This window comes from Streptomyces venezuelae, assembly GCF_008642275.1.
Classification (GTDB): Bacteria; Actinomycetota; Actinomycetes; order Streptomycetales; family Streptomycetaceae; genus Streptomyces; species Streptomyces venezuelae_E.
This window is the reverse complement of the sequence record NZ_CP029189.1, coordinates 5,500,001-5,522,314: the sequence shown is the minus strand read 5'-3', so window position 1 is coordinate 5,522,314 and position 22,314 is coordinate 5,500,001. Positions and strand designations below refer to the sequence as shown.

Sequence of the window (22,314 nt, the reverse complement as noted above, 5' to 3'; positions counted from 1 at the left end):
GTCACAAACCCGCCCTCATCCGCCTCTCAGCTGGCCGATCCGCCGAGCGATCCCTTATCAAGGTCATCACAGGCGTTGCACTGGCAATGCACAGTCATGGGGGACGAGAAGAATGAGCACCATCAGCATGCGCACCGGCACCCTCGGCGTGTCCGCTCTGGCCGTCGTCGGCAGCCTGGCCCTGACCGGCTGTGAGAACGGCGACGAGCAGACCCCGGCGCAGCCGGCCGCATCGGCTTCGTCCGGGGCCCCGGCTGCCCCCGGCGCCTCGGCCACCCCTTCGACCGGTGACGGCGCGGTGCCGGCCGGGGCCCCGGGCACGGCGAAGTCCGGCCAGGTCTTCAAGATCGGCGAGGCCGCGGAGGTCCCCTACGACTACGGAGACTTCAAGGGCAGCAGGCTCGCCCTCACCGTCACCGCGATCGAGCAGGGCACGCCCGCCGACCTGCAGGGGCTGGACCTCGGCGACAAGGCGAACGGCAAGGTCCCGTACTACATCCGCTACTCGGTCAAGAACATCGGCACCACGGACATGTCGTACGCCTCCGTCGGCCACGTCAAGGGCCTGCTCGGGGACGGCACCGAGGCCCAGAGCCTGGCGGTCATCGGCTCGTTCGAGAAGTGCAAGAACGAGTCCATGCCGAAGGGCTTCGCCCACGGCCAGACCCAGACCAGCTGCGCGATCGCCCTGGCCCCGTCGTCCCAGGTGAAGGTCGCCGGCGCCGAGTACGGGGGCAACCCGTACAACGCGGCGAACAAGGGCAAGGCCATCGCCTGGAAGTAGCCCCACGAGCGGACCCCGCCCGACCCCGGCGCACATGGGCGGCCTCCGGCCCCCGGCAAACGGGCGGGCCCGCTCCGCCGCCGCATCCGGGGAAAGCCCCCGCACCACCCAGCCCAGGCCCGCCCGCGCCGCGCCGACACCGCGCCGGGCCCCGGCGGGCACCCGGCGCTCGTATCCGGGTGGAGCCCGGCGGCCGACGGGACCCCGCGGAACCTGCCCCGGACCCCGCTCCGGCTCCGGCTCCGGCTGCGGCTGCGGCTCCGGCTCCGGCTCCGGCTCCGGCTCCGGCTCCGGCCAACAGCACCACCGCCCGACGCCGCATCCGGCAAAAGCCCGCGCACCACCCCGCCCAGGCCCGCCCCGGGCCCGCCCGCGCCGCGCCGACACCGCACCGGGCCCCGGCGGGCACCGGCACAATGAAGCCATGCCCGAAGGCGACAGCATCCGGCGTGCGGCGACCCGGCTCCACACCGCCCTCGCAGGCCGCGTGCTCACCCGCAGCGACCTGCGCGTCCCCCGCTTCGCCACCGCCGACCTCACCGGCCGCGTCACCCTCGACGTCACCCCCCGCGGCAAACACCTCCTCGCCCGTTTCGAGGGCGGACTCACCCTGCACAGCCACCTCCGGATGGACGGCGCCTGGCATGTCTTCGCCGCCGGCGAGAAGTGGCGCGGCGGCCCGGACCACGAGATCCGGGCCGTCCTCGGCGCGGCCGGGGCCACGGCCGTCGGCTACCGCCTGCCCGTCCTGGAACTGATCCGCACCGCCGAGGAGGACCGCGCCGTCGGCCACCTCGGCCCCGACCTCCTCGGCCCGGACTGGGATCCCGCCCGCGCCGCCGCCAACCTCCTCGCCGCCCCCGAGCGCGCCCTCGGCGAGGCCCTGCTCGATCAGCGCAACCTCGCCGGGATCGGCAACATCTACAAGGCCGAGCTCTGCTTCCTGGCCCAGGTCACCCCGTGGACCCCGGTCGGCGCGCTCCCCGAGCCCAAGCTGCCCCGGCTGGCGGCGGCCGCCCACCGGCTGCTCGCCGCGAACATCGGCGCGCGGCCGGGTCCGCGCAACACCACCGGCATCCACCGCCCCGGCCAGGACCTCTTCGTCTACGGCCGCACGCACCGCCCCTGCCTGCGCTGCGGCACCCCCGTCCGCGAGGCCCCGCAGGACGGCCGCCCCACCTACTGGTGCCCCCACTGCCAGCAGGGCCCGACTCCCTAGGACCTCCCAGAGACCCCGCCACACCAATTGACGGTCCGTCAGATACGGTCGTACGGTCCGGTCATGCCCACACCCACAGCCCCGTACGGCCTCACCGGCCGCACCGCCCTGATCACCGGCGCCGCCAGCGGCATCGGCCGGGCCACCGCCGTCCTGCTCGCCGAGGCGGGCGCGCACGTCCACTGCGCGGACCGCGACGAGCAGGGCCTCGCCGAAACCGCCGCCCTCGTCGCCAAAGCCGGCGGCGCCGCCACCGTCCACCGCCTCGACGTCACCGACCGCACCGCGCTCCGGGCGGCCGTCACCGCGGCGGGCCCGCTCGACATCGCGGCCGCCGTCGCCGGGGTCATGCACACGAGCAGCGTCCTGGAGACCGCCGACGAGGACCTCGACCGGATCCTGGACATCAATTTCAAGGGGGTCCTGCGCACCTGCCAGGAGGCCGCCCGTTCCATGATCGCGGCGGGCCGCCCCGGCTCCATCGTCACCATGGCCTCCGGAGCCGTGGACGCCGCCCAGCCCGGCCTGCTCTGCTACAGCGCCGCCAAGGCCGCCGTCGTCCAGCTCACCAAGACCCTCGCCACCGAGGCCGGCCCGCACGGCATACGGGTCAACGCCGTCGCCCCGGGCTGGATCCGCACGCCCATGACCGGCCGCCACGGCCCCGGGGTCCAGGAGCAGACCGAGGCGGCGATGATCCGGATGTCCCCGCTGCGCCGGGTCGGCGAGCCCGAGGACATCGCCAGGGCGGTGCTCTACCTGGCCTCGGACGCCTCGTCCTTCATGACGGGCCAGATCCTTCGCCCGAACGGTGGGGTGTCCATGCCCTGGTAGCCCCGCCGTCCGCCCGCAGTGCCTTGCGCCGCGCCGTGCGCACCGGGCCCGGCACGCAGTGCACCGGCAGCAGCCCCAGTCCCCAGCCGCCCACCGCCACCGCGCCCTCCACGGCTCCCGACTCCGCGGGCACCAGCACCAGCCGCAGCACGGCCCACCACCACAGCGCGCCCAGGGTCAGGGCGAGGACAGACAGCGCGGGTATGCGTATGCGCAGCGACCGCCGCACGGCTGCCTCCCAGGGGCGGGAACCCGGACGGCCCCATCCTCCCGCACCACCCGCGCCCCCGCACCCAGAACGGCCGGGAGCCCCGGCCGGTGCACCAGGCACCGGCCGGGGCTCCGGCCACGCTCAAACACGCACGTGCTCGCTCACGCGGCTACGACATTCACCGCTTCCGCAGGCGCCTTGATGGTCACCCGCTCCGGTCCCGTGACCGAAGTCATGGAGACCGAATTGAGCATCGGGCGGACCGGTACACTCACCGGTTCGCTAGCCGCGGCCGACTGTGCCAGCTCGGCCAGCGACAGCTCGTCACTGACTTCGCGCATCAGCTCGGACATCCGTACGTCCAACGCGTCGCAGATCGCGGAGAGCAGCTCGGAGGATGCCTCCTTCTGCCCCCGCTCCACCTCGGAAAGATAGCCGAGAGAAACTCGGGCCGACGAGGAGACTTCGCGCAGAGTACGGCCCTGGCGCTGGCGCTGCCGACGCAGCACGTCACCCAGCAGGCGACGGAGCAGAATCATCGGTGGCTCCCTCCTCTGACCGTGTAGCCGCATCCTTCACGCCCCACCGTACCGCCTCGCGCCGCGGCCGTGCGGGGAGCGATGTCGTGTTCACTCAGGGCTGCAAACATCAAATCCCCCCGTTCTGTTCCGTATCCTGCCTCCGCGCATTCTCACGGAGTTGGTCCGAGAGAAGCCTGAGCACTGTGCGTGCACTCTCCCTACGAATTTCCGCGCGGGAGCCTTTCAACCTCAGACGGACCGTTTTCCTGCCCCCTGGACCGTCCACCGCGACGAAAACGGTGCCCACCGGCTGCCCGTCCTGAGGCTCCGGACCGGCCACCCCGGTGGTCGAGATCCCCCACGAGGCGCCCATCACGCGCCGCACGCCGGCCGCCATCTCGGCCGCGACCTGCGCGTTCACCGCACCTTCGGCTTCGAGCAGTCCGACGTCCACCCCGAGGAGCCGGTGCTTGATCTCCGTCGCGTACGCCGTGACCGAGCCGCGGAAGGACCGGGAGGCCCCGGGGACGGCCGTGAGCTCGGCCGCCACCATGCCGCCGGTCAGTGATTCCGCCACGGCGAGCGTCTGGTCACTCTCCGCAAGCAGGCGCAGTGCATCCGCAGCCACTCCGGCCGCATCCACCGCTTCCGAAGCGGCTGTCGAGGCGGCTTCCGCCGCCGGAAAATCCCCCGCCGCGTGGGTCACTTCGCGGCCCGCTCCGCGGCGAGACCCTGGCGGCGCAGCACGACCGCCTGACGGATGTAGTCCAAACCGGTGACGACGGTCAGCACGACGGCGATCGCCATCACCCAGAAGCGCATGGTCGCCAGCGCTCCGGTCAGCGCGAGCACGTACATGCCCACGGCCGTGCCCTGGGCCAGGGTCTTCAGCTTGCCGCCCCTGCTGGCCGGAATCACCCCGTAGCGGATGACCCAGAAGCGGAGCAGGGTGATGCCGAGCTCCCGGCCGAGGATCACCCCGGTCACCCACCAGGGGAGGTCACCGAGCCAGGAGAGGCAGATCAGCGCCGACCCCATGATCGCCTTGTCGGCGATGGGGTCGGCGATCTTGCCGAAGTCCGTGACCAGGTTGTACGTCCGGGCCAGGTGCCCGTCGAAGATGTCCGTGATCATGGCGACGGCGAACGCGGCCCAGGCCCAGGCGCGCCAGGCCGGGTCGTAGCCGCCGTCGGCGAGCAGCAGGAGGACGAAGCCCGGCACGAGCACGAGCCGGATCATCGTGAGGATGTTGGCGATGTTCCACAGGCTGGCCTGATTGACCGCCGCGGCCCCCAGCTTCGCGCCGGGCACGGGCCGACGGCCGGTCCCGCCCGCCGCAGATGCCGGGACTCCGGTCATCCGGCCGCCTCCTCAAGATCCATGCCGATGGGCTCGGCCACCAGGTCCACGCCCAGGGTGCCGACCACCTTTGCCGTGACGATACGCCCCGGGACCAGGCCCGTGCTGTCCGTGAAGACCACCTGGCCGTCCGTTTCGGGTGCCTGGTGCGCGGCGCGCCCGAAGGCGCCCTCGCCGTCCTCGTCGACCGCTTCCACGGTCTCGACGAGCACTTCGAGGGTCTCCCCGATGCGCTCCTCGGCGCGCTGCGAGGTGAGCTCCTCGGCGAGCCGCTGCATGTGCGCGAGCCGCTCGGCGATGGTGTCCTCGTCCAGCTTGTTCTCGTAGCCGACGGCCTCGGTGCCGTCCTCGTCGGAGTAGCCGAAGACACCGATGGCGTCGAGGCGCGCGTGGGTGAGGAAACGCTCCAGCTCGGCGAAGTCCGATTCCTTCTCGCCGGGGAAGCCGACGATGAAGTTGGAGCGGACGCCGGCCGTCGGGGCCTTGGAACGGATGGTGTCCAGCAGCTCCAGGAAGCGGTCGGTGTCACCGAAGCGGCGCATGGCGCGCAGCACGTCCGGGGCCGAGTGCTGGAAGGACAGGTCGAAGTACGGCACGACCTTGGGGGTCGAGGTGAGTACGTCGATCAGGCCGGGCCGCATCTCGGCGGGCTGGAGGTAGCTGACGCGGACGCGCTCGATGCCGTCCACCTCGGCCAGCTCCGGCAGCAGGGTCTCCAGCAGCCGGATGTCGCCGAGGTCCTTGCCGTACGAGGTGTTGTTCTCGGAGACCAGCATGATCTCCTTGACGCCCTGCTCGGCCAGCCAGCGGGTCTCGCCCAGCACGTCGCTGGGGCGGCGGGAGATGAAGGAGCCGCGGAAGGACGGGATGGCGCAGAAGGAGCAGCGCCGGTCACAGCCGGAGGCCAGCTTGACCGAGGCGACCGGGCTCTTGTCCAGGCGGCGGCGCAGCGGGGCGCGCGGCCCGGAGGCGGGCGCCAGCCCCTCGGGGAGGTCCGCGGGGGCGGCCTCGGGCTCCTGGGCGTGGCCGGGCAGGGCCACCTCGGCGTCCTGCCGGGCCGCGGGGCTGATCGGCAGCAGCTTGCGCCGGTCACGCGGGGTGTGGGAGGCGTGGATGCCGCCGTTGAGGATGGTCTGGAGGCGGTCGGAGATGTCGGCGTAGTCGTCGAAACCGAGGACTCCGTCGGCCTCGGGAAGCGCTTCGGCGAGTTCCTTGCCGTAGCGCTCGGCCATACAGCCGACGGCGACGACGGCCTGGGTCTTGCCGTGATCCTTGAGATCGTTGGCTTCCAGCAGGGCGTCTACGGAGTCCTTCTTGGCGGCTTCGACGAAGCCACAGGTGTTGACGACGGCTACGTCCGCATCGGCGGCGTCCTCGACGAGCTCCCAGCCATCCGCCGCCAAGCGGCCTGCGAGCTCCTCCGAGTCCACCTCGTTACGGGCGCAGCCAAGAGTGACAAGGGCGACGGTACGGCGTTCGGGCATGGACTCAAGACTACTTCGTCCCGGCGTCGGCCCCTGCCGCCAGTCCCCGTACAGCAAGATCCCCGGGGTGCGGCGCAGCACCCCGGGGATCCGGATTCAAGCCTTCCGCCCTAGGGCGGTCCCGTGTCAGCCCGCCTGGGGCTGGTCCTGGGCCGGGTCGGCCTTCGTGTATTTCAGACGCTCCACCTGGCCCGGCTGGAAGTCGTCCTTGATCTCCTTGCCGTTCACGAAGAGCTTCACGGCCCCGGCGTCGCCGAGCACGAGGTCGACGGATTCCTTGTCGGTGAAGGTCTTGGACTCACCCTGCGTGAGGGTGCCGTCGTAGAGCAGCCGGCCGGTGGAGTCCTTCGCGGAGATCCAGCTCTCGCCCGTGTCGGCCGTCAGGACCACGGTGACGAGGTCCTTGGGCGCGGCGGCGATCGCACTGTCCGAGGGCTCCGGCTTGGGCGACTGCGGGGTCTGCGGAGGCTGGGCGACCGGCTTGCCGCCGGTCTGCTTGGGTGCGGGCTGGGGGGAGGCGGAACCTTCCGCCACCGGGCGCTTGTCCTTCTCGTCGCCGCCGCTGAAGGCGGTGAAGCCCACGAAGCCGATCACGGCGACGATGGCGGCGACCATGGCCGCGGTCCAGTTGGGCCGCTGGCGCTCGGGGCGGATCCGCTCGGCGTCGAACATCGGCGCGGCGGGGGTGGGTACCGGCCGGCCGCCGTGGGCCGCGTCGTAGCTCTCGACCAGGGGTGCCGGATCGAGGTGGACGGCGCGGGCGAGCGTACGGATGTGACCGCGGGCGTAGACGTCGCCGCCGCACCGCGTGAAGTCGTCCTCTTCGATCGCGTGCACGATCGGGATGCGCACGCGGGTGGTGGAACTGACCTCGTCGACGGTGAGCCCGGCGGCGATCCGGGCCTTCTTGAGGGCCGTCCCGATGGACGGTCCTTCGACGGGACGTTCGACGATGCGGTCCTCGGACCGGTCGTCGGTCGAAGGCCGCTCTTCTTCGGGGGAGTTGGAGTTGCCGATGGACACGTGGGCGCCTTTCGAGCGTGTAGCCACCTGCTGGAAGTCCAGTCTAGGGGGGTGACGAAAGGGTGGAGCAACCGGAGGGTGCACTCCCTACGCCATCCGAATGGCGAAGGGAGGTCGTGCTCGGGTGCGGCGGCCCGGCGCTGCGAGCCGTCTCGCGCGCCTACCGCCACCTCTCTTCAACTTGACGCGGGCCCAAGGGAAACGGTTGCCCGGGATTTCATCACGGATGGGCCTCGCCCCGGATGACGGCGAGCACCGCGTCCAGGTCGTCGGCCTTCAACAGGACGTCGCGCGCCTTCGAGCCCTCGCTGGGCCCGACGATTCCCCGCGACTCCATGAGGTCCATGAGCCGCCCGGCCTTCGCGAAACCCACCCGCAGCTTGCGCTGGAGCATCGAGGTGGACCCGAACTGGGTGGAGACCACGAGCTCCGCCGCCTGGCACAGCAGGTCCAGGTCGTCGCCGATGTCCTCGTCGATCTCCTTCTTCTGCTTCTGCCCGACGGTGACGTCGTCCCGGAAGACGGGCGCCATCTGGTCCTTGCAGTGCTGGACGATCCCGGCGATCTCGTCCTCGGTGACGAAGGCGCCCTGGAGGCGGACCGGCTTGTTGGCGCCCATCGGCAGGAACAGCCCGTCGCCCTTGCCGATGAGCTTCTCGGCGCCGGGCTGGTCGAGGATGACCCGGCTGTCGGCGAGCGAGGAGGTGGCGAAGGCCAGGCGTGAGGGCACGTTCGCCTTGATCAGGCCGGTGACGACGTCCACCGAGGGCCGCTGGGTGGCGAGCACCAGGTGGATGCCGGCCGCGCGGGCCAGCTGGGTGATGCGGACGATCGAGTCCTCGACGTCGCGCGGGGCCACCATCATCAGGTCGGCGAGCTCGTCGACGATCACCAGCAGGTACGGGTACGGGCTGAGCTCCCGCTCGCTGCCCGGCGGCAGTTTGATCTTGCCGTCCCGGATGGCCTGGTTGAAGTCGTCGATGTGCCGGTAGCCGAAGGCGGCCAGGTCGTCGTAGCGCAGGTCCATCTCGCGCACGACCCACTGCAGCGCCTCGGCGGCCCGCTTGGGGTTGGTGATGATCGGCGTGATCAGGTGCGGGATGCCCTCGTACGCCGTCAGCTCGACGCGCTTGGGGTCCACGAGGACCATCCGGACGTCCTCCGGGGTGGCCCGCACCATGATCGAGGTGATCAGGCAGTTGATGCAGGAGGACTTGCCGGAACCGGTGGCACCGGCGACCAGCACGTGCGGCATCTTGGCCAGGTTGGCCATGACGTAGCCGCCCTCGACGTCCTTGCCGAGCGCGACCAGCATCGGATGGTCGTCCTCCGCCGCGTCCGCGAGGCGCAGGACGTCACCGAGGTTGACCATCTCGCGGTCGGTGTTCGGGATCTCGATGCCGACCGCGGACTTGCCCGGGATCGGGCTGATGATCCGGACGTCCGGCGACGCCACGGCATAGGCGATGTTCTTGGTCAGCGCCGTGATGCGCTCGACCTTGACCGCGGCGCCCAGGGTGACCTCGTACCGGGTGACGGTCGGGCCCCGGGTGAAGCCGGTGACGTCCGCGTCGACCTTGAACTCGGTGAACACGTTGCGCAGGGAGGCGACCACCGCGTCGTTGGCGGCGCTGCGGGTCTTGCCCGGCCCGCCCTTCTCCAGCAGGTCGAGCGAGGGCAGCGCGTACGTGATGTCCCCGCGCAGCTGGAGCTGCTCGGCGCGCGGCGGCAGCGCCTGGGTCTGCGGCGGGGCCTTGGTCAGGTCGGGCACCGACAGCGTCCCGGAGGCCGCTGCGGTGGTGGCGTGCGGCTGCCCGGCGGCCTCGGCCGGCGCTTCGGCCGGCGCTTCGGGCGCGGTCGCCGGGGTGGAGTCGGGTACGGGGCGCGCCGCGCGGACGGCCGGCACCGGAGTGGTGGGCTCCGCACCCTCCCGCTCGGTGCTGATCCCCTGCGTGAGGTCGGCGACGAGCGGCGAGGGCGGCATTCCGCCGTAGACCGCCCCGTCCAGCGCCGCGGCGGCCGCCGCGGCCACGTCGACGGCGTCCATGCCCCGCTCCATGGCGGGCCGGGCCGGGGTGCCGCGCGGCCTGCGGCGCCGGGCGAGGGCTTCCGCCTCGGCCTCGTCCACCGGGTCGCCGGAACGCTCACCTGCTCCGCCGCGGGCCCTCCACTGCTCCGGGTCGTGCCGCTCGCCGGCGGCGCCCTCGGCCTCGCCGTACCCCTCGTCGTACTCGTTCGGGGCGATGATCCCGAGCCGGATACCGAGCCGGCGCAGCCGCTGCGGGATCGCGTTCACCGGGGTCGCCGTCACCACGAGCAGCCCGAAGATCGTGAGCAGCACCAGCATGGGCACGGCCAGTGGCGCGCCCATGGTGAAGATCAGCGGCTTGGAGGCACCCCAGCCGATGAGCCCGCCCGCGTTCTGCATGGCGGTGGTGCCCTCGTCCCGGCCGGGCGCCCCGCAGGCGATGTGGACCAGTCCCAGAACCCCGATGACGAGGGCCGACAGCCCGATGCCGATACGGCCGTTGGCATCGGTCTGCTCGGGGTGGCGGATGAAACGCACCGCCATCACGCCGAGCAGGATCGGCACGAGCAGATCCAGCCGTCCGAAGAGCCCGGTGATCAGCATCGTGACCAGATCCCCGACGGGACCGCTCAGATTCGACCAGGTACCGGCGGCGACGATCAGCGCGAGGGCCAGCAGCAACAGCGCCACGCCGTCCTTGCGGTGCGCCGGGTCGAGGTTCCTGGCACCCTGGCCGATCCCCCGGAAAACGGCACCCACCGCGTGGGCGCAGCCCAGCCAGAGGGCGCGCACCAGCCGCACCACGCCCCCGGTCGGCGACGGCGCGGGCTTGGCCGCGACCTTCTTGACCGGGGCCCGCCGGGCGGCCGCGGCCTTCTTCGCCGGGGGCTTGCGCGCGGGCGCGGCCTTCTTCGCCGGCGCCGTCGTCCGGCCGGTGCGGCCCTTCGCGGTGCCCGCGCTGCTCTGGGAACCCTTGCCGGACGTACGTGAAGCCATGGGGCCGAGGTTACCGGTGCGCACGCCGGTGGACACGCGTGCCCACCGCTTCACCCGTTCGTGTCGTCGGCTCCGTAGGCGCTTTGACGTACCGCCAGTACCGACCCGCGCACGGTCAGTTCTGCGCGGGCAGGACCGACGCCCCTCCGGCGCTCCCCGGCTCCAGCGCGTCGAGTGCCCTCCGCAGCCCGGTGAGTTTGCGCTCCAGATGAGCCGCGGTCGCGACCACGCCGGCGTCGGCCGAATCCTCGCCGAGCTGCTTGGTCAGCGCCTCGGCCTGCTCCTCGACCGCCGCGAGCCGGGCGGAGAGCTCGGCCAGCAGTCCGGCCGTCTCCTTGCCCGCGTCCACGCCGCCCGAGCCGCCGCCCTCCAGCTGGAGCCGCAGCAGGGCCGCCTGCTCGCGCAGTTGGCAGTTCTTCGTGTACAGCTCCACGAAGACCGAGACCTTGGCCCGCAGCACCCAGGGGTCGAACGGCTTGGAGATGTAGTCGACCGCACCCGCCGCGTAGCCGCGGAACGTGTGGTGCGGACCGTGGTTGATCGCGGTGAGGAAGATGATCGGGATGTCCCGGGTCCGTTCCCGCCGCTTGATGTGCGCGGCCGTTTCGAATCCGTCCATGCCCGGCATCTGGACATCCAGCAGGATGACCGCGAAATCGTCCGTCAGCAGCGCTTTGAGCGCTTCCTCCCCCGACGACGCCCGGACCAGTGTCTGATCGAGCGCGGAGAGGATGGCCTCCAGCGCCAGCAGATTCTCCGGCCGGTCGTCGACCAGGAGGATCTTGGCCTTCTGCACCATGCCCTGTCCTCCTCGCCCCGGCATGGGGCCTCCCCGGCTCCGGGCTCCGGTCTGTGCGCCGGGGCCCGCCCCAGAGGACGGCATCCTTGCGCCGTCCGTCCTTGTGCCGGTCATCGTAGCCCCAGTCCCGAGATCGCCACACCCTGTCACCAAGATGTCACTGTGCACGAAGCGCAAACGTGGTGGGAGAGCAGAAGGTTCCCCGTTCACAGCCCTCTCACACCGCGCCGGGCGCAGTGGGTCGGCGATCGGTGTCCTTCCGCTCTCCCGGCGGTCACTTGCCGCGCATCCACTGCTCCATCACCGACAGCAGGTAGTCGGGATCGACCGGCTTGGTGACGTAGTCGGAAGCGCCGGAGTCGATCGCCTTCTCGCGGTCCCCCTTCATCGCCTTCGCCGTCAGCGCGATGATCGGCAGCCCGGCGAACTGCGGCATCCGCCGGATCGCCGAGGTCGTCGCGTACCCGTCCATCTCGGGCATCATGATGTCCATCAGCACCACCGTCACATCGTCGTGCTGCTCCAGGACTTCGATGCCCTCCCGCCCGTTCTCCGCGTACAGCACGGCCAGTCCGTGCTGCTCCAGCACGCTGGTGAGCGCGAAGACGTTGCGTACGTCGTCGTCGACGATGAGCACCCTCTCGCCGTGGAAGTCGTACGTCCGGGGCACCACCGGAAGCTCCTCCTCCGCGCTGCCCCAGCCGTCCTCGGCCCCGACCACGTTCGGCTGGCCCGGCACCGCCGTACGCGGCTCCAGATCGCTCGCCGCCTTGCGCCGCCGCCGGAACAGCGCGGCCCCGCCGCCCTGCCCCTGCCCGGCCGGATCCGCCGCCGACAGCGCCGGCCGTACCGGCTGCGCGTGCACCGACGGCGCGGCCGCAGGCCCCGCCGGGGTACCCGGCAGCGCCGGCCGGCCCGCCGCGGGCGACTTGCGGTACAGCTCGCCGCGGGCCCCACCGGGGGTCGGCGGCGCGTACCCCTGCGGGGGCAGCTCGCTCGGGTGGAGCGGCAGGTACAGCGTGAAGGTGGAGCCGCGGCCCGGCTCGCTGGCCGCGTGGATCTCCCCGCCCAGCAGGCGGGCGATCTCCCGGCTGATGGACAGCCCCAGCCCGGTGCCGCCGTACTTGCGGCTCGTCGTGCCGTCCGCCTGCTTGAACGCCTCGAAGATCACCAGCATCTTGCTCGCGGCGATCCCGATCCCGGTGTCGGTGACCGAGAAGGCGATCAGGTCCGCGTCCGCCTCCCGCAGCGAACCCGCCTCCAGCAGCTGCTCACGGATCGCGGTGGGCACATCGGCGCCCGCCGGCCTGATCACCAGCTCCACCGCCCCGGTGTCGGTGAACTTCACCGCGTTGGACAGCAGGTTCCGCAGCACCTGGAGCAGCCGCTGCTCGTCGGTGTGCAGCGTGGCGGGCAGCTCCGGGGAGACCCGTACCGAGAAGTCCAGGCCCTTCTCCGCCGTCAACGGCCGGAAGGTCGCCTCCACGTAGTCCACGAGCTGGACCAGCGCGATCCGGGTCGGCGAGACGTCCATCTTCCCGGCCTCGACCTTCGACAGGTCGAGGATGTCGTTGATCAGCTGCAGCAGGTCGGAACCCGCGCCGTGGATGGTCTCGGCGAACTCCACCTGCTTCGGCGAGAGGTTCCCCTCCGCGTTGTCGGCGAGCAGCTTGGCCAGGATCAGCAGCGAGTTGAGCGGGGTCCGCAGCTCGTGCGACATGTTCGCCAGGAACTCGGACTTGTAGCGCATCGAGACCGCGAGCTGCTCGGCACGCTCCTCCAGGACCTGCCGCGCCTCCTCGATCTCGGTGTTCTTCACCTCGATGTCCCGGTTCTGCTGGGCCAGCAGCTCGGCCTTCTCCTCCAGTTCCGCGTTGGCGGCCTGCAGGGCCTTCTGCCGGTTCTCCAGTTCGTCGGAGCGCTCGCGCAGCTGCTCGGTCATCTCCTGCGACTGCTTCAGCAGCATCTCCGTCTTGGAGTTGACGCTGATGGTGTTGACGCTCGTACCGATCATCTCGGCGATCTGGCTGAGGAAGTCCTTCTGGATCTGGGTGAAGGGCGTGAAGGAGGCCAGCTCGATGACGCCGAGCAGCTTCCCCTCGAAGAGCACCGGCAGCACGATCACATGCGCCGGAGGCGCCTCCCCCAGACCCGAGGAGATCTTCAGGTAGCCCGGCGGGGTGTTCTCGACGAGGATCATCCGCTTCTCCTCGGCGACCGCCCCGATCAGCCCCTCCCCCGGCCGGAAGGAGATGGGCATCTGGCCGCCGGCGTACGCGTAACTCCCGCGCATCCGCAGCTCGTACGAGCCCTCCGCGCCCCCCTCCGTCCCGATCTCGGTGGTACCGCCGGCGGGCAGCGCCAGGAAGAAGGCGCCGTGCTGCGCGGAGACCACCGGGGTCAGCTCGCTCATGATCAGCGAGGCCACGTCGTCGAGCTCCCGACGGCCCTGCATCAGGGCGGAGATCCGGGCGAGGTTGCCCTTGAGCCAGTCCTGCTCCTTGTTGGCCAGGGTGGTGTCGCGCAGGTTCGCGATCATCGTGTTGATGTTGTCCTGCAGGACCTGGATCTCGCCCGCCGCGTCCACGTCGATCTTCAGGTTGAGGTCACCGCGGGTCACCGCGGTGGCCACGGCCGCGATCGCGCGCACCTGCCGGGTGAGGTTCCCGGCCATCTCGTTCACGGACTCGGTCAGGTCCCGCCACGTGCCGTCGACGTCCCGGACCCGCGCCTGACCGCCCAGGATGCCCTCGGTACCCACCTCGCGGGCCACCCGGGTCACCTGGTCCGCGAAGGAGGACAGCTGGTCGACCATCGTGTTGATGGTCGTCTTGAGCTCCAGGATCTCGCCCCGGGCGTCGATGTCGATCTTCTTGGTCATGTCGCCCTTGGCGATGGCGGTCGTGACCATGGCGATCTGCCGCACCTGACCGGTGAGGTTCGAGGCCATGAAGTTCACCGAGTCGGTGAGGTCCTTCCACGTACCCGAGACGCCCGGCACGTGCGCCTGACCGCCCAGACGGCCCTCGGTGCCCACCTCACGGGCCACGCGCGTCACCTCGTCCGCGAACGAGGACAGGGTCTTCACCATCGTGTTGACGGTGTCGGCGAGCTGCGCGACCTCGCCGCGCGCCTCGACCGTGACCTTCTTCGTCAGATCGCCGTTGGCGACCGCGGCCGAGACCTGCGAGATGTTGCGCACCTGGGAGGTCAGGTTGTTGGCCATCAGGTTGACGTTGTCGGTCAGGTCCTTCCAGATGCCCGTCACCCCGCGCACCCGGGCCTGGCCGCCGAGGATGCCCTCGGAGCCCACCTCGCGCGCCACCCGCGTCACCTGCTCCGCGAAGGACGACAGCTGGTCCACCATCGTGTTCACGGTGGTGACCAGTTCGAGGATCTCGCCCTTGGCGTCGACGGTGATCTTCTTGGAGAGGTCGCCCATGGCCACCGCGGTGGTCACCTCGGCGATGTTGCGCACCTGGGACGTCAGGTTGTTCGCCATGAAGTTGACGGACTGGGTGAGGTCCTTCCAGGTGCCGGAGACCCCCTTCACCTCCGCCTGGCCGCCGAGGATGCCCTCGGTGCCCACCTCGCGCGCCACCCGCGTCACCTGCTCCGCGAAGTTCGAGAGCTGGTCGACCATGGTGTTGAGGGTGTTCTTCAGCTCCAGGATCTCGCCCCGGGCATCCACGTCGATCTTCTGCGACAGGTCACCGCGGGCCACCGCCGTGGCGACCTGGGCGATGTTGCGCACCTGCGAGGTCAGGTTCCCGGCCATGCCGTTCACGGAGTCCGTCAGGTCCCGCCATACGCCGGCCACCCCGGGCACCTGCGCCTGACCGCCGAGCCGGCCCTCCGTACCCACGTCCCGGGCCACCCGGGTCACCTGCTCGGCGAAGGCCGAGAGCTGGTCGACCATCGTGTTGATGGTGTTCTTCAGCTCCAGGATCTCGCCCCGGGCATCCACGTCGATCTTCTGCGACAGGTCGCCCCGGGCCACCGCCGTCGTCACCTGGGCGATCTGGCGCACCTGCGAGGTCAGGTTCCCGGCCATGAAGTTGACGGAGTCGGTGAGCTCCTTCCAGGTGCCGGACACACCCTCCACCCGGGCCTGGCCGCCGAGGCGGCCCTCCGTACCCACGTCCCGCGCCATCCGCGTGACCTGGTCGGCGAAGGAGGACAGCTGGTCCACCATCGTGTTCACGGTGTTCTTCAGCTGGAGCATCTCGCCGGAGACGTCCACGGTGACCTTCTGGGACAGGTCGCCGTTGGCCACCGCCGTCGTCACCTGCGCGATGTTGCGCACCTGCCCGGTGAGGTTGCGGAAGGCGGTGTTCACCGAGTCGGTGAGGTCCTTCCACGTCCCCGCGGCGCCCGGCACCTGCGCCTGGCCGCCCAGTTCACCCTCGACGCCGACCTCACGGGCCACACGCGTCACTTCCGCACCGAAGGACGACAGCTGGTCGACCATCGTGTTGACGGTGTTCTTCAGCTCCAGCATCTCGCCGGCGACGTCGACCGTGACCTTCTGGGACAGGTCGCCGTTGGCCACCGCCGTCGTCACCTGCGCGATGTCCCGCACCTGGGTGGTGAGGTTGCGGAAGACCGTGTTCACCGAGTCGGTGAGGTCCTTCCACGTCCCGGCCGCCCCCGGCACCTGCGCCTGGCCGCCGAGCAGACCCTTCGCCCCGACCTCACTGGCCACACGCGTGACCTCGTCCGCGAAGGTCCGCAGCGTCTCGGTCATCTGGTTGATCGTTTCGGCCAGCTGCGCCACCTCGCCGCGCGCGCTGACCCGTACCTTCTGCGACAGGTCACCGTTCGCGACCGCCGTCGTGACCTGCGCGATCCCGCGCACCTGGGCCGTCAGGTTCCCGGCCATGGTGTTGACCGAGTCCGTCAGGTCCTTCCACACACCCGCGACCCCGGGGACCTTCGCCTGGCCGCCCAGCTCGCCCTCCGTACCCACCTCACGGGCGACACGGGTCACCTCGGAGGAGAACGACGACAGCTGGTCCACCATCGTGTTCACGGTGTTCTTCAGCTGGAGCATCTCGCCGGCCACGTGCACCGTGACCTTGCGCGACAGATCGCCCTTCGCCACCGCCGTCGTGACGAGAGCGATGTCACGCACCTGTGCGGTGAGCCGGTACGCCATCGTGTTGACGGAGTCGGTCAGATCCTTCCAGGAGCCCGACATCCCGCGCACCTGGGCCTGACCACCGAGTTTGCCCTCGGTACCCACCTCCAGCGCCACGCGCGTCACCTCGTCGGTGAACGCCGACAGCTGGTCGACCAGGTTGTTGACCGTGCGCCCGACCTTCAGGAACTCCCCGCGCAGCGGATGCCCGGCCCCCTCGGCCGCCTGCGTCCGCAGATCCATCCGCTGGTCCAGATCGCCCTCGGCCACCGCCGACAGCACCCGGCCCACCTCGGACACCGGCCGGGCCAGATCGTCCACCAGCTGGTTCGAGGCATCGATCGCGGCTGCCCAGGAACCCTCACAGGCACCTGTTTCCAGCCGTTCACTCAGCTTGCCCTCACGGCCCACCGTCCGCCGCACCCGGGACAGCTCCCCGGTCAGGTGGAGGTTCCGGTCGGCGACCTCGTTGTAGACGGCGGCGATCTCCGCCATCACGCCCTCGCCGGACACCGTCAGCCGCTTGCGGAAGTTCCCGTCCCGCATCGACACCAGGGCCGTGAGCAGCCGGTTCAGAGCGGCGGTATCGACCTCCGTCGTGCCACTGCGCCGGGAACGTCCGCCTTTCGGCCGCGTTCCCGTACGCCGTACCGCTGCGCCAGACTCCACCGTGTCCCTCCCGAAAGGGTCGACCACTCTTCCACCGGACGCCTGACTCGTCACAAGCCGGCTCTGCAAGCCTGCCCAGTGTTTCACCCTGGCCGAACCCGGCCATAACACTTCGGCACCATCGCACACCCGCCGTACCCTGCGGGTGGAATCCCCGACGACGGCACCATGCCGACCGCGAAGGTAAGTAACCTGGCACCCGATGTCCAACCGCGTCGAAGGAGACTCGTGATCACGGCACGGGCGGCTGCCAGCTTCGATCCCCTCGGGCGCTCGGTCGCCGCCGCCCGCGGGTTCGTCCGCGACACCCTGCACGGCTGGGGCTTCGCGGACATCGTCGACGACGCGGTGGTCCTCACCAGCGAGCTCGTCACCAACGCCGTGGTCCACGCCGGAACCCGGGCCGAAGTCCTGTGCCTGCGTGCCGAGGGCGGCGTACGGGTCGAGGTCGCCGACCGGTATCCGGAGCGCGAACTCCCGCTCCAGCACCCCGGCGAGCGCCCCTACGCCGACCCCGACCGCGAGAACGGCCGCGGCCTGATGCTGTGCGCCGCGCTCGCCACCCGCTGGGGCGTCGAGTACACCGCCACCCACAAGCACGTGTGGTTCCGCCTGGACCAGCCAGACCGGCCGGTCGGTACCCGCTCCGCGGGCCCCGTCGTCCCCGACCAGCTGCTGCCCCTGGCCGACAGCCGGGTCCGCGTCGCCGTCCTCCAGATCGACTCGGCCGACGCCATCTCCGCCTGGAACGAGGACGCCGAGCACATCTTCGGCCACCCCGCCGAGAAGGCGCTCGGCCGCCCCCTCGCCGAACTCGCCGCCTGGCCCCAGACCCCCGGCACCGGAACCGGCATCGCCGAGGCCCTGCGCCTGTCCCGCTGGGAAGGCAGCTACGGCGTCCGCGGCGCCGACGGCCGCGTCATCCCCGTCTTCGCCTCGCACCTGCGGGTCCGCGACGCCCACGGCGAACCGTCCATCGTCTGCCTCCTCGTCCACGACGACGAACGCGCCCTGCTCCAGACCCCGGTACGGGTGCCCACCTCCGACAGCGGCCACTTCACCGAGCCCCGCCCCACGGACCCCTTCGAGGTCTTCATCGGCTCCCCCGCCCCCGACGACCTCGACGGACTCCTCCAGCGCACCGTGGAACGCGCCCGCGACCTCCTCGACGCCGACGCCGCCTTCCTGCTGCTCGCCACCGACGACGAGACCGAGCTGGAGGTCCGTGCAACCACCGGCCTGCCCTCCACCCGCCAGCGCTTCGCCCGCGTCCCCGTCGAGGCCGGCACCAACCGCTACGGCTCGGCCCGCATGCCCGCCGTCCACGACGACCTCGTCGCCTCCCCCGGAGCCGTGCCGCTCCTGGAGGCCACCGGCATGCGCTCCGCCGTCACCGTCCCCCTCAAGGTCGAAGGCCGCCTCACCGGATCCCTCGGCGTCGCAGCCGAAGCCCCCGGCCGCTACTCCAACGAAGAGGCCCTGCACCTCCAGTTCGCCGCCGACCGCATCGCCCTCGCCGTCGAGTCGGCCCGCCTCGGCGAGCTGGAGCGCCTGCGCCGCGGCTCCCTGTCCTTCCTCGTCGAGGCCTCCGACCTGCTGGCCGGCACCCTCGACCGGGACCAGACCCTGGCCCTCATGGCCCAGATGACCGTCCCGACCCTGGCCACCTGGTGCGCCGTCTACACCATCGCCGACCAGTCCTCCGACCCGTACCTCTCCTACGTCCTCCACGAGGACGAGGAGCGCATCGACGGCCTCAAGGAACTCCTCTCCCAGGTACGCCCGCCCGAACCGGTCCGCGAGGCCGGCGCCCGCCCGTGGCCCGAGGCGACCCTCGCGGTCGGCGGCGAGACGGTGGTCCTTCCCCTCCTCGCCCGCAACCGCGTGATCGGCATGCTGACCCTCGGCAAGCCGCGCGAGGAACACTTCCGCCAGGAGATCCTCGAACTCGCCGAAGACCTCTCCCGCCGTGCCGCCCTGGCCCTCGACAACGCCCGCCTGTACTCGGAGCGCACCGCGATCAGCCGCTCCCTCCAGCGCAGCCTGCTGCCGCCCGGCTCCCCGGCGATCCCCGGCATGGAGGTCGAGGTGATCTACCGCGCGGCCGGCGAGGGCAACGAGGTCGGAGGCGACTTCTACGACGTCTTCCCGATCCGGGACGGCGCGTACGGATTCGCCATCGGCGACGTCTGCGGCACGGGCCCGGAGGCCGCGGCCGTCACGGGCCTCGCCCGGCACGCCCTGCGCCTGCTGGCCCGCGAGGGCCTCGGCGGCCCCGCGGTCCTGGAGCGCCTCAACGCGGCCATCCTCGACGAGGGCGCCCGCAGCCGCTTCCTCACCCTCCTCTACGGCGAACTCCACCCCCAGCCCGACGGCGGCGCCCTGATGAAGGTGGTCTGCGCGGGCCACCCGCTCCCGCTACGCCTGCGCCCGAACGGCCAGGTCGACGCCGCCGCGGACCCGCAGCCGCTGCTGGGCGTGATCGACGACCTGGACCTCTACGAGCAGACCCTCACCCTCGACCCCGGCGACGTGCTGCTCTGCGTCACCGACGGCATCACCGAACGCCGCGAGGGCACCCGCATGCTGGGCGACGACGGCCTCGCCGAGGTCCTCACCACCTGTACGGGCCTCACCGCGGGTGCGGTCGCCTCCCGTGTCCTGCGCGCGGTGGAACGCTTCGCCGCGGAACCCGCGTCGGACGACATGGCCATCCTCGCCTTCCGCGTCCCGGAACAGCGCACGAGCGAATAGCGTGCGCACGGCGGGCGCGGTCAGCCCGGACGCGGCGGCGTGATCCGGCGGGTGGCGGAACGCAGCGCGAAGGCCATCACCAGCTCGAACACGCCCAGCAGGACGAGCCAGAGTCCCAGCAGTCGTGTCAGGGCGACGGCGGAGTCCACCGGGAAGCACAGCACGACGACTCCGGCGACGGCACCGAGAGCACCCAGGCCGAACTGAAGGCCTCGGTGCACGAGCGTGTGGTCGGCGATCGCCGTGAACGCCGCGAGCACTCCGGACAGCAACCAGAACACTCCGATGATCAAGCTCAGCGCCCCGATCGTCTGCATCGGATGACGCAGCACCAGGACGCCCGCCAGGAAGGCGAGCATCGCGATCAGGACGCCCGCCAGTCTGCTGCCGCCGTCGCGGCTGTGCGAGAAGGCGCTGACGAACCGGAAGGCGCCGGCGACCAGGAACTGCAGGCCGATGATGACGGCCAGGACGTGCAGCGTCTCGTCCGGCCAGACGAGCACGAGGATGCCGGGGATCAGGGTCGCGAGGGCGAAGCCGAACGCCCAGTGCCAGCTGCTTCCGACGTTCTTGAGGACGTCCTCGGCGTCGCTCTGCGTGTGCTGCGGCGCCGCTGCGTCGGGGGGTACGGTCATCACGCCTCCTGGGCCAGCCGAGCGGCCCTTGGGGGCACCTCGAAGCCGCCGGACGTACCTTATCTGCCCTTCACATCCATGGTAGGCAGCTCTGTCTCGGACCGCCCTTCCTGCCTGCGGCGGCCGCCGCGGGGGTCTCTGAAAGGATCTCGGAAGGGCGGGACGGTGCCGGAAAACAAAAAAGGCCCCCGCCAAACGGCGGGGGCCTTCTTCGATGGAGCCCTTTAACGGAATCGAACCGTTGACCTTCTCCTTACCATGGAGACGCTCTACCGACTGAGCTAAAAGGGCGGGTTGTTCGGCGGCGTCCTACTCTCCCACAGGGTCCCCCCTGCAGTACCATCGGCGCTGAAAGGCTTAGCTTCCGGGTTCGGAATGTAACCGGGCGTTTCCCTAACGCTATGACCACCGAAACACTATGAAATTTGAACGCTGGCGTATTCACAGCCGTTCGTTATTTCAGAACTAACACAGTGGACGCGAGCAACTGAGGACAAGCCCTCGGCCTATTAGTACCAGTCAGCTTCACCCGTTACCGGGCTTCCACATCTGGCCTATCAACCCAGTCGTCTACTGGGAGCCTTACCCTCTCAAGGAGGTGGGAATACTCATCTTGAAGCAGGCTTCCCGCTTAGATGCTTTCAGCGGTTATCCCTCCCGAACGTAGCCAACCAGCCGTGCCCTTGGCAGGACAACTGGCACACCAGAGGTTCGTCCGTCCCGGTCCTCTCGTACTAGGGACAGCCCTTCTCAATATTCCTACGCGCACAGCGGATAGGGACCGAACTGTCTCACGACGTTCTAAACCCAGCTCGCGTACCGCTTTAATGGGCGAACAGCCCAACCCTTGGGACCGACTCCAGCCCCAGGATGCGACGAGCCGACATCGAGGTGCCAAACCATCCCGTCGATATGGACTCTTGGGGAAGATCAGCCTGTTATCCCCGGGGTACCTTTTATCCGTTGAGCGACGGCGCTTCCACAAGCCACCGCCGGATCACTAGTCCCGACTTTCGTCCCTGCTCGACCCGTCGGTCTCACAGTCAAGCTCCCTTGTGCACTTACACTCAACACCTGATTGCCAACCAGGCTGAGGGAACCTTTGGGCGCCTCCGTTACCCTTTGGGAGGCAACCGCCCCAGTTAAACTACCCATCAGACACTGTCCCTGATCCGGATCACGGACCGAGGTTAGACATCCAGCACGACCAGAGTGGTATTTCAACGGCGACTCCACAACCACTGGCGTGGCTGCTTCAAAGTCTCCCACCTATCCTACACAAGCCGAACCGAACACCAATATCAAACTGTAGTAAAGGTCCCGGGGTCTTTCCGTCCTGCTGCGCGAAACGAGCATCTTTACTCGTAGTGCAATTTCACCGGGCCTATGGTTGAGACAGTCGAGAAGTCGTTACGCCATTCGTGCAGGTCGGAACTTACCCGACAAGGAATTTCGCTACCTTAGGATGGTTATAGTTACCACCGCCGTTTACTGGCGCTTAAGTTCTCAGCTTCGCAACCCCGAAAGGTCACTAACCGGTCCCCTTAACGTTCCAGCACCGGGCAGGCGTCAGTCCGTATACATCGCCTTACGGCTTCGCACGGACCTGTGTTTTTAGTAAACAGTCGCTTCTCGCTGGTCTCTGCGGCCACCCCCAGCTCAGAGTGCAAGACTCATCACCAGGAATGGCCCCCCTTCTCCCGAAGTTACGGGGGCATTTTGCCGAGTTCCTTAACCATAGTTCACCCGAACGCCTCGGTATTCTCTACCTGACCACCTGAGTCGGTTTAGGGTACGGGCCGCCATGAAACTCGCTAGAGGCTTTTCTCGACAGCATAGGATCATCCACTTCACCAC

13 protein-coding genes, 1 tRNA gene and 2 rRNA genes (1 of these 16 running past the window's edge) are annotated in these 22,314 nt (G+C 70.0%); 4 read left to right on the top strand and 12 right to left on the bottom strand.

Going from position 1 to position 22,314, the window contains the following annotated elements:
- Positions 1-112 precede the first annotated feature (112 nt).
- From DEJ51_RS24750 to DEJ51_RS24740, 3 genes are all read left to right on the top strand, one after another.
- Positions 113-784: a hypothetical protein gene (locus tag DEJ51_RS24750; protein WP_150259821.1), complete on the top strand. Its 672-nt coding sequence runs from the start codon at positions 113-115 to the stop codon at positions 782-784.
- 424 nt (positions 785-1,208) lie between these two features.
- Complete coding sequence (locus tag DEJ51_RS24745; protein ID WP_150259820.1) at positions 1,209-2,003, top strand: DNA-formamidopyrimidine glycosylase family protein; 795 nt, start codon at positions 1,209-1,211, stop codon at positions 2,001-2,003.
- A gap of 63 nt (positions 2,004-2,066) precedes the next feature.
- Positions 2,067-2,837, top strand: a complete 771-nt coding sequence (locus DEJ51_RS24740; protein WP_150259819.1) for an SDR family NAD(P)-dependent oxidoreductase — start codon at positions 2,067-2,069, stop codon at positions 2,835-2,837.
- A 372-nt stretch (positions 2,838-3,209) separates the two neighbouring features.
- Here the strand turns inward: DEJ51_RS24740 and DEJ51_RS24730 are convergent, their stop codons facing one another.
- From DEJ51_RS24730 to DEJ51_RS24695, 8 genes are all read right to left on the bottom strand, one after another.
- Positions 3,210-3,587 (bottom strand): helix-turn-helix domain-containing protein, encoded by a 378-nt coding sequence (locus DEJ51_RS24730; protein WP_150259817.1) that lies wholly within the window; start codon positions 3,585-3,587, stop codon positions 3,210-3,212.
- A gap of 109 nt (positions 3,588-3,696) precedes the next feature.
- Positions 3,697-4,212 carry a CinA family protein gene (locus DEJ51_RS24725; protein WP_411757398.1) on the bottom strand — a complete coding sequence of 172 codons (516 nt, stop codon included), beginning with the start codon at positions 4,210-4,212 and terminating at the stop codon, positions 3,697-3,699.
- A 59-nt stretch (positions 4,213-4,271) separates the two neighbouring features.
- On the bottom strand, positions 4,272-4,928 hold the full coding sequence (gene pgsA, locus DEJ51_RS24720; RefSeq protein ID WP_150259816.1) for a CDP-diacylglycerol--glycerol-3-phosphate 3-phosphatidyltransferase: 657 nt from the start codon (positions 4,926-4,928) through the stop codon (positions 4,272-4,274).
- Positions 4,925-6,412 (bottom strand): 30S ribosomal protein S12 methylthiotransferase RimO, encoded by a 1,488-nt coding sequence (rimO, locus tag DEJ51_RS24715; protein ID WP_150259815.1) that lies wholly within the window; start codon positions 6,410-6,412, stop codon positions 4,925-4,927. Before rimO ends, pgsA begins: the two co-directional genes overlap by 4 nt.
- A gap of 126 nt (positions 6,413-6,538) precedes the next feature.
- The gene (locus tag DEJ51_RS24710) at positions 6,539-7,435 is read right to left on the bottom strand and encodes a helix-turn-helix domain-containing protein (protein WP_150259814.1); all 897 of its coding nucleotides are present in this window, start codon (positions 7,433-7,435) and stop codon (positions 6,539-6,541) included.
- A gap of 220 nt (positions 7,436-7,655) precedes the next feature.
- Positions 7,656-10,460: an FtsK/SpoIIIE family DNA translocase gene (locus tag DEJ51_RS24705; RefSeq protein WP_150259813.1), complete on the bottom strand. Its 2,805-nt coding sequence runs from the start codon at positions 10,458-10,460 to the stop codon at positions 7,656-7,658.
- A gap of 115 nt (positions 10,461-10,575) precedes the next feature.
- The gene (locus DEJ51_RS24700; RefSeq protein ID WP_150259812.1) at positions 10,576-11,259 is read right to left on the bottom strand and encodes a two-component system response regulator; all 684 of its coding nucleotides are present in this window, start codon (positions 11,257-11,259) and stop codon (positions 10,576-10,578) included.
- A 274-nt stretch (positions 11,260-11,533) separates the two neighbouring features.
- Entirely contained in the window at positions 11,534-17,068 is a 5,535-nt protein-coding gene (locus DEJ51_RS24695; protein ID WP_190620602.1) for a HAMP domain-containing protein, read from the bottom strand.
- A gap of 168 nt (positions 17,069-17,236) precedes the next feature.
- Here DEJ51_RS24695 and DEJ51_RS24690 point away from each other — a divergent pair, with 168 nt between their 5' ends.
- On the top strand, positions 17,237-19,822 hold the full coding sequence (locus DEJ51_RS24690) for a SpoIIE family protein phosphatase (RefSeq protein ID WP_223835949.1): 2,586 nt from the start codon (positions 17,237-17,239) through the stop codon (positions 19,820-19,822).
- A 20-nt stretch (positions 19,823-19,842) separates the two neighbouring features.
- On the opposite strand, the gene DEJ51_RS24685 is transcribed toward DEJ51_RS24690, so the two are convergent.
- The 4 genes from DEJ51_RS24685 to DEJ51_RS24670 form a co-directional block, all read right to left on the bottom strand.
- Positions 19,843-20,457: an HdeD family acid-resistance protein gene (locus DEJ51_RS24685; protein WP_150259810.1), complete on the bottom strand. Its 615-nt coding sequence runs from the start codon at positions 20,455-20,457 to the stop codon at positions 19,843-19,845.
- Between the two features lie 215 nt (positions 20,458-20,672).
- Positions 20,673-20,748: transfer RNA gene (locus tag DEJ51_RS24680), tRNA-Thr, on the bottom strand.
- Between the two features lie 5 nt (positions 20,749-20,753).
- A 5S ribosomal RNA gene (gene rrf, locus DEJ51_RS24675) occupies positions 20,754-20,870 on the bottom strand.
- Between the two features lie 76 nt (positions 20,871-20,946).
- Positions 20,947-22,314 (bottom strand): 23S ribosomal RNA (locus tag DEJ51_RS24670) (it continues 1,755 nt past the right edge of the window).

What these genes read in the sequence shown, in the direction of transcription:
- DEJ51_RS24705 (WP_150259813.1), bottom strand. Translation starts at nt 10,460, where the DNA reads ATGGCTTCACGTACGTCCGGCAAGGGTTCCCAGAGCAGCGCGGGCACC.
- DEJ51_RS24750 (WP_150259821.1), top strand. Translation starts at nt 113, where the DNA reads ATGAGCACCATCAGCATGCGCACCGGCACCCTCGGCGTGTCCGCTCTG.
- DEJ51_RS24690 (WP_223835949.1), top strand. Translation starts at nt 17,237, where the DNA reads ATGCCGACCGCGAAGGTAAGTAACCTGGCACCCGATGTCCAACCGCGT.
- rimO (WP_150259815.1), bottom strand. Translation starts at nt 6,412, where the DNA reads ATGCCCGAACGCCGTACCGTCGCCCTTGTCACTCTTGGCTGCGCCCGT.
- DEJ51_RS24700 (WP_150259812.1), bottom strand. Translation starts at nt 11,259, where the DNA reads ATGGTGCAGAAGGCCAAGATCCTCCTGGTCGACGACCGGCCGGAGAAT.
- DEJ51_RS24740 (WP_150259819.1), top strand. Translation starts at nt 2,067, where the DNA reads ATGCCCACACCCACAGCCCCGTACGGCCTCACCGGCCGCACCGCCCTG.
- pgsA (WP_150259816.1), bottom strand. Translation starts at nt 4,928, where the DNA reads ATGACCGGAGTCCCGGCATCTGCGGCGGGCGGGACCGGCCGTCGGCCC.
- DEJ51_RS24685 (WP_150259810.1), bottom strand. Translation starts at nt 20,457, where the DNA reads ATGACCGTACCCCCCGACGCAGCGGCGCCGCAGCACACGCAGAGCGAC.
- DEJ51_RS24745 (WP_150259820.1), top strand. Translation starts at nt 1,209, where the DNA reads ATGCCCGAAGGCGACAGCATCCGGCGTGCGGCGACCCGGCTCCACACC.
- DEJ51_RS24730 (WP_150259817.1), bottom strand. Translation starts at nt 3,587, where the DNA reads ATGATTCTGCTCCGTCGCCTGCTGGGTGACGTGCTGCGTCGGCAGCGC.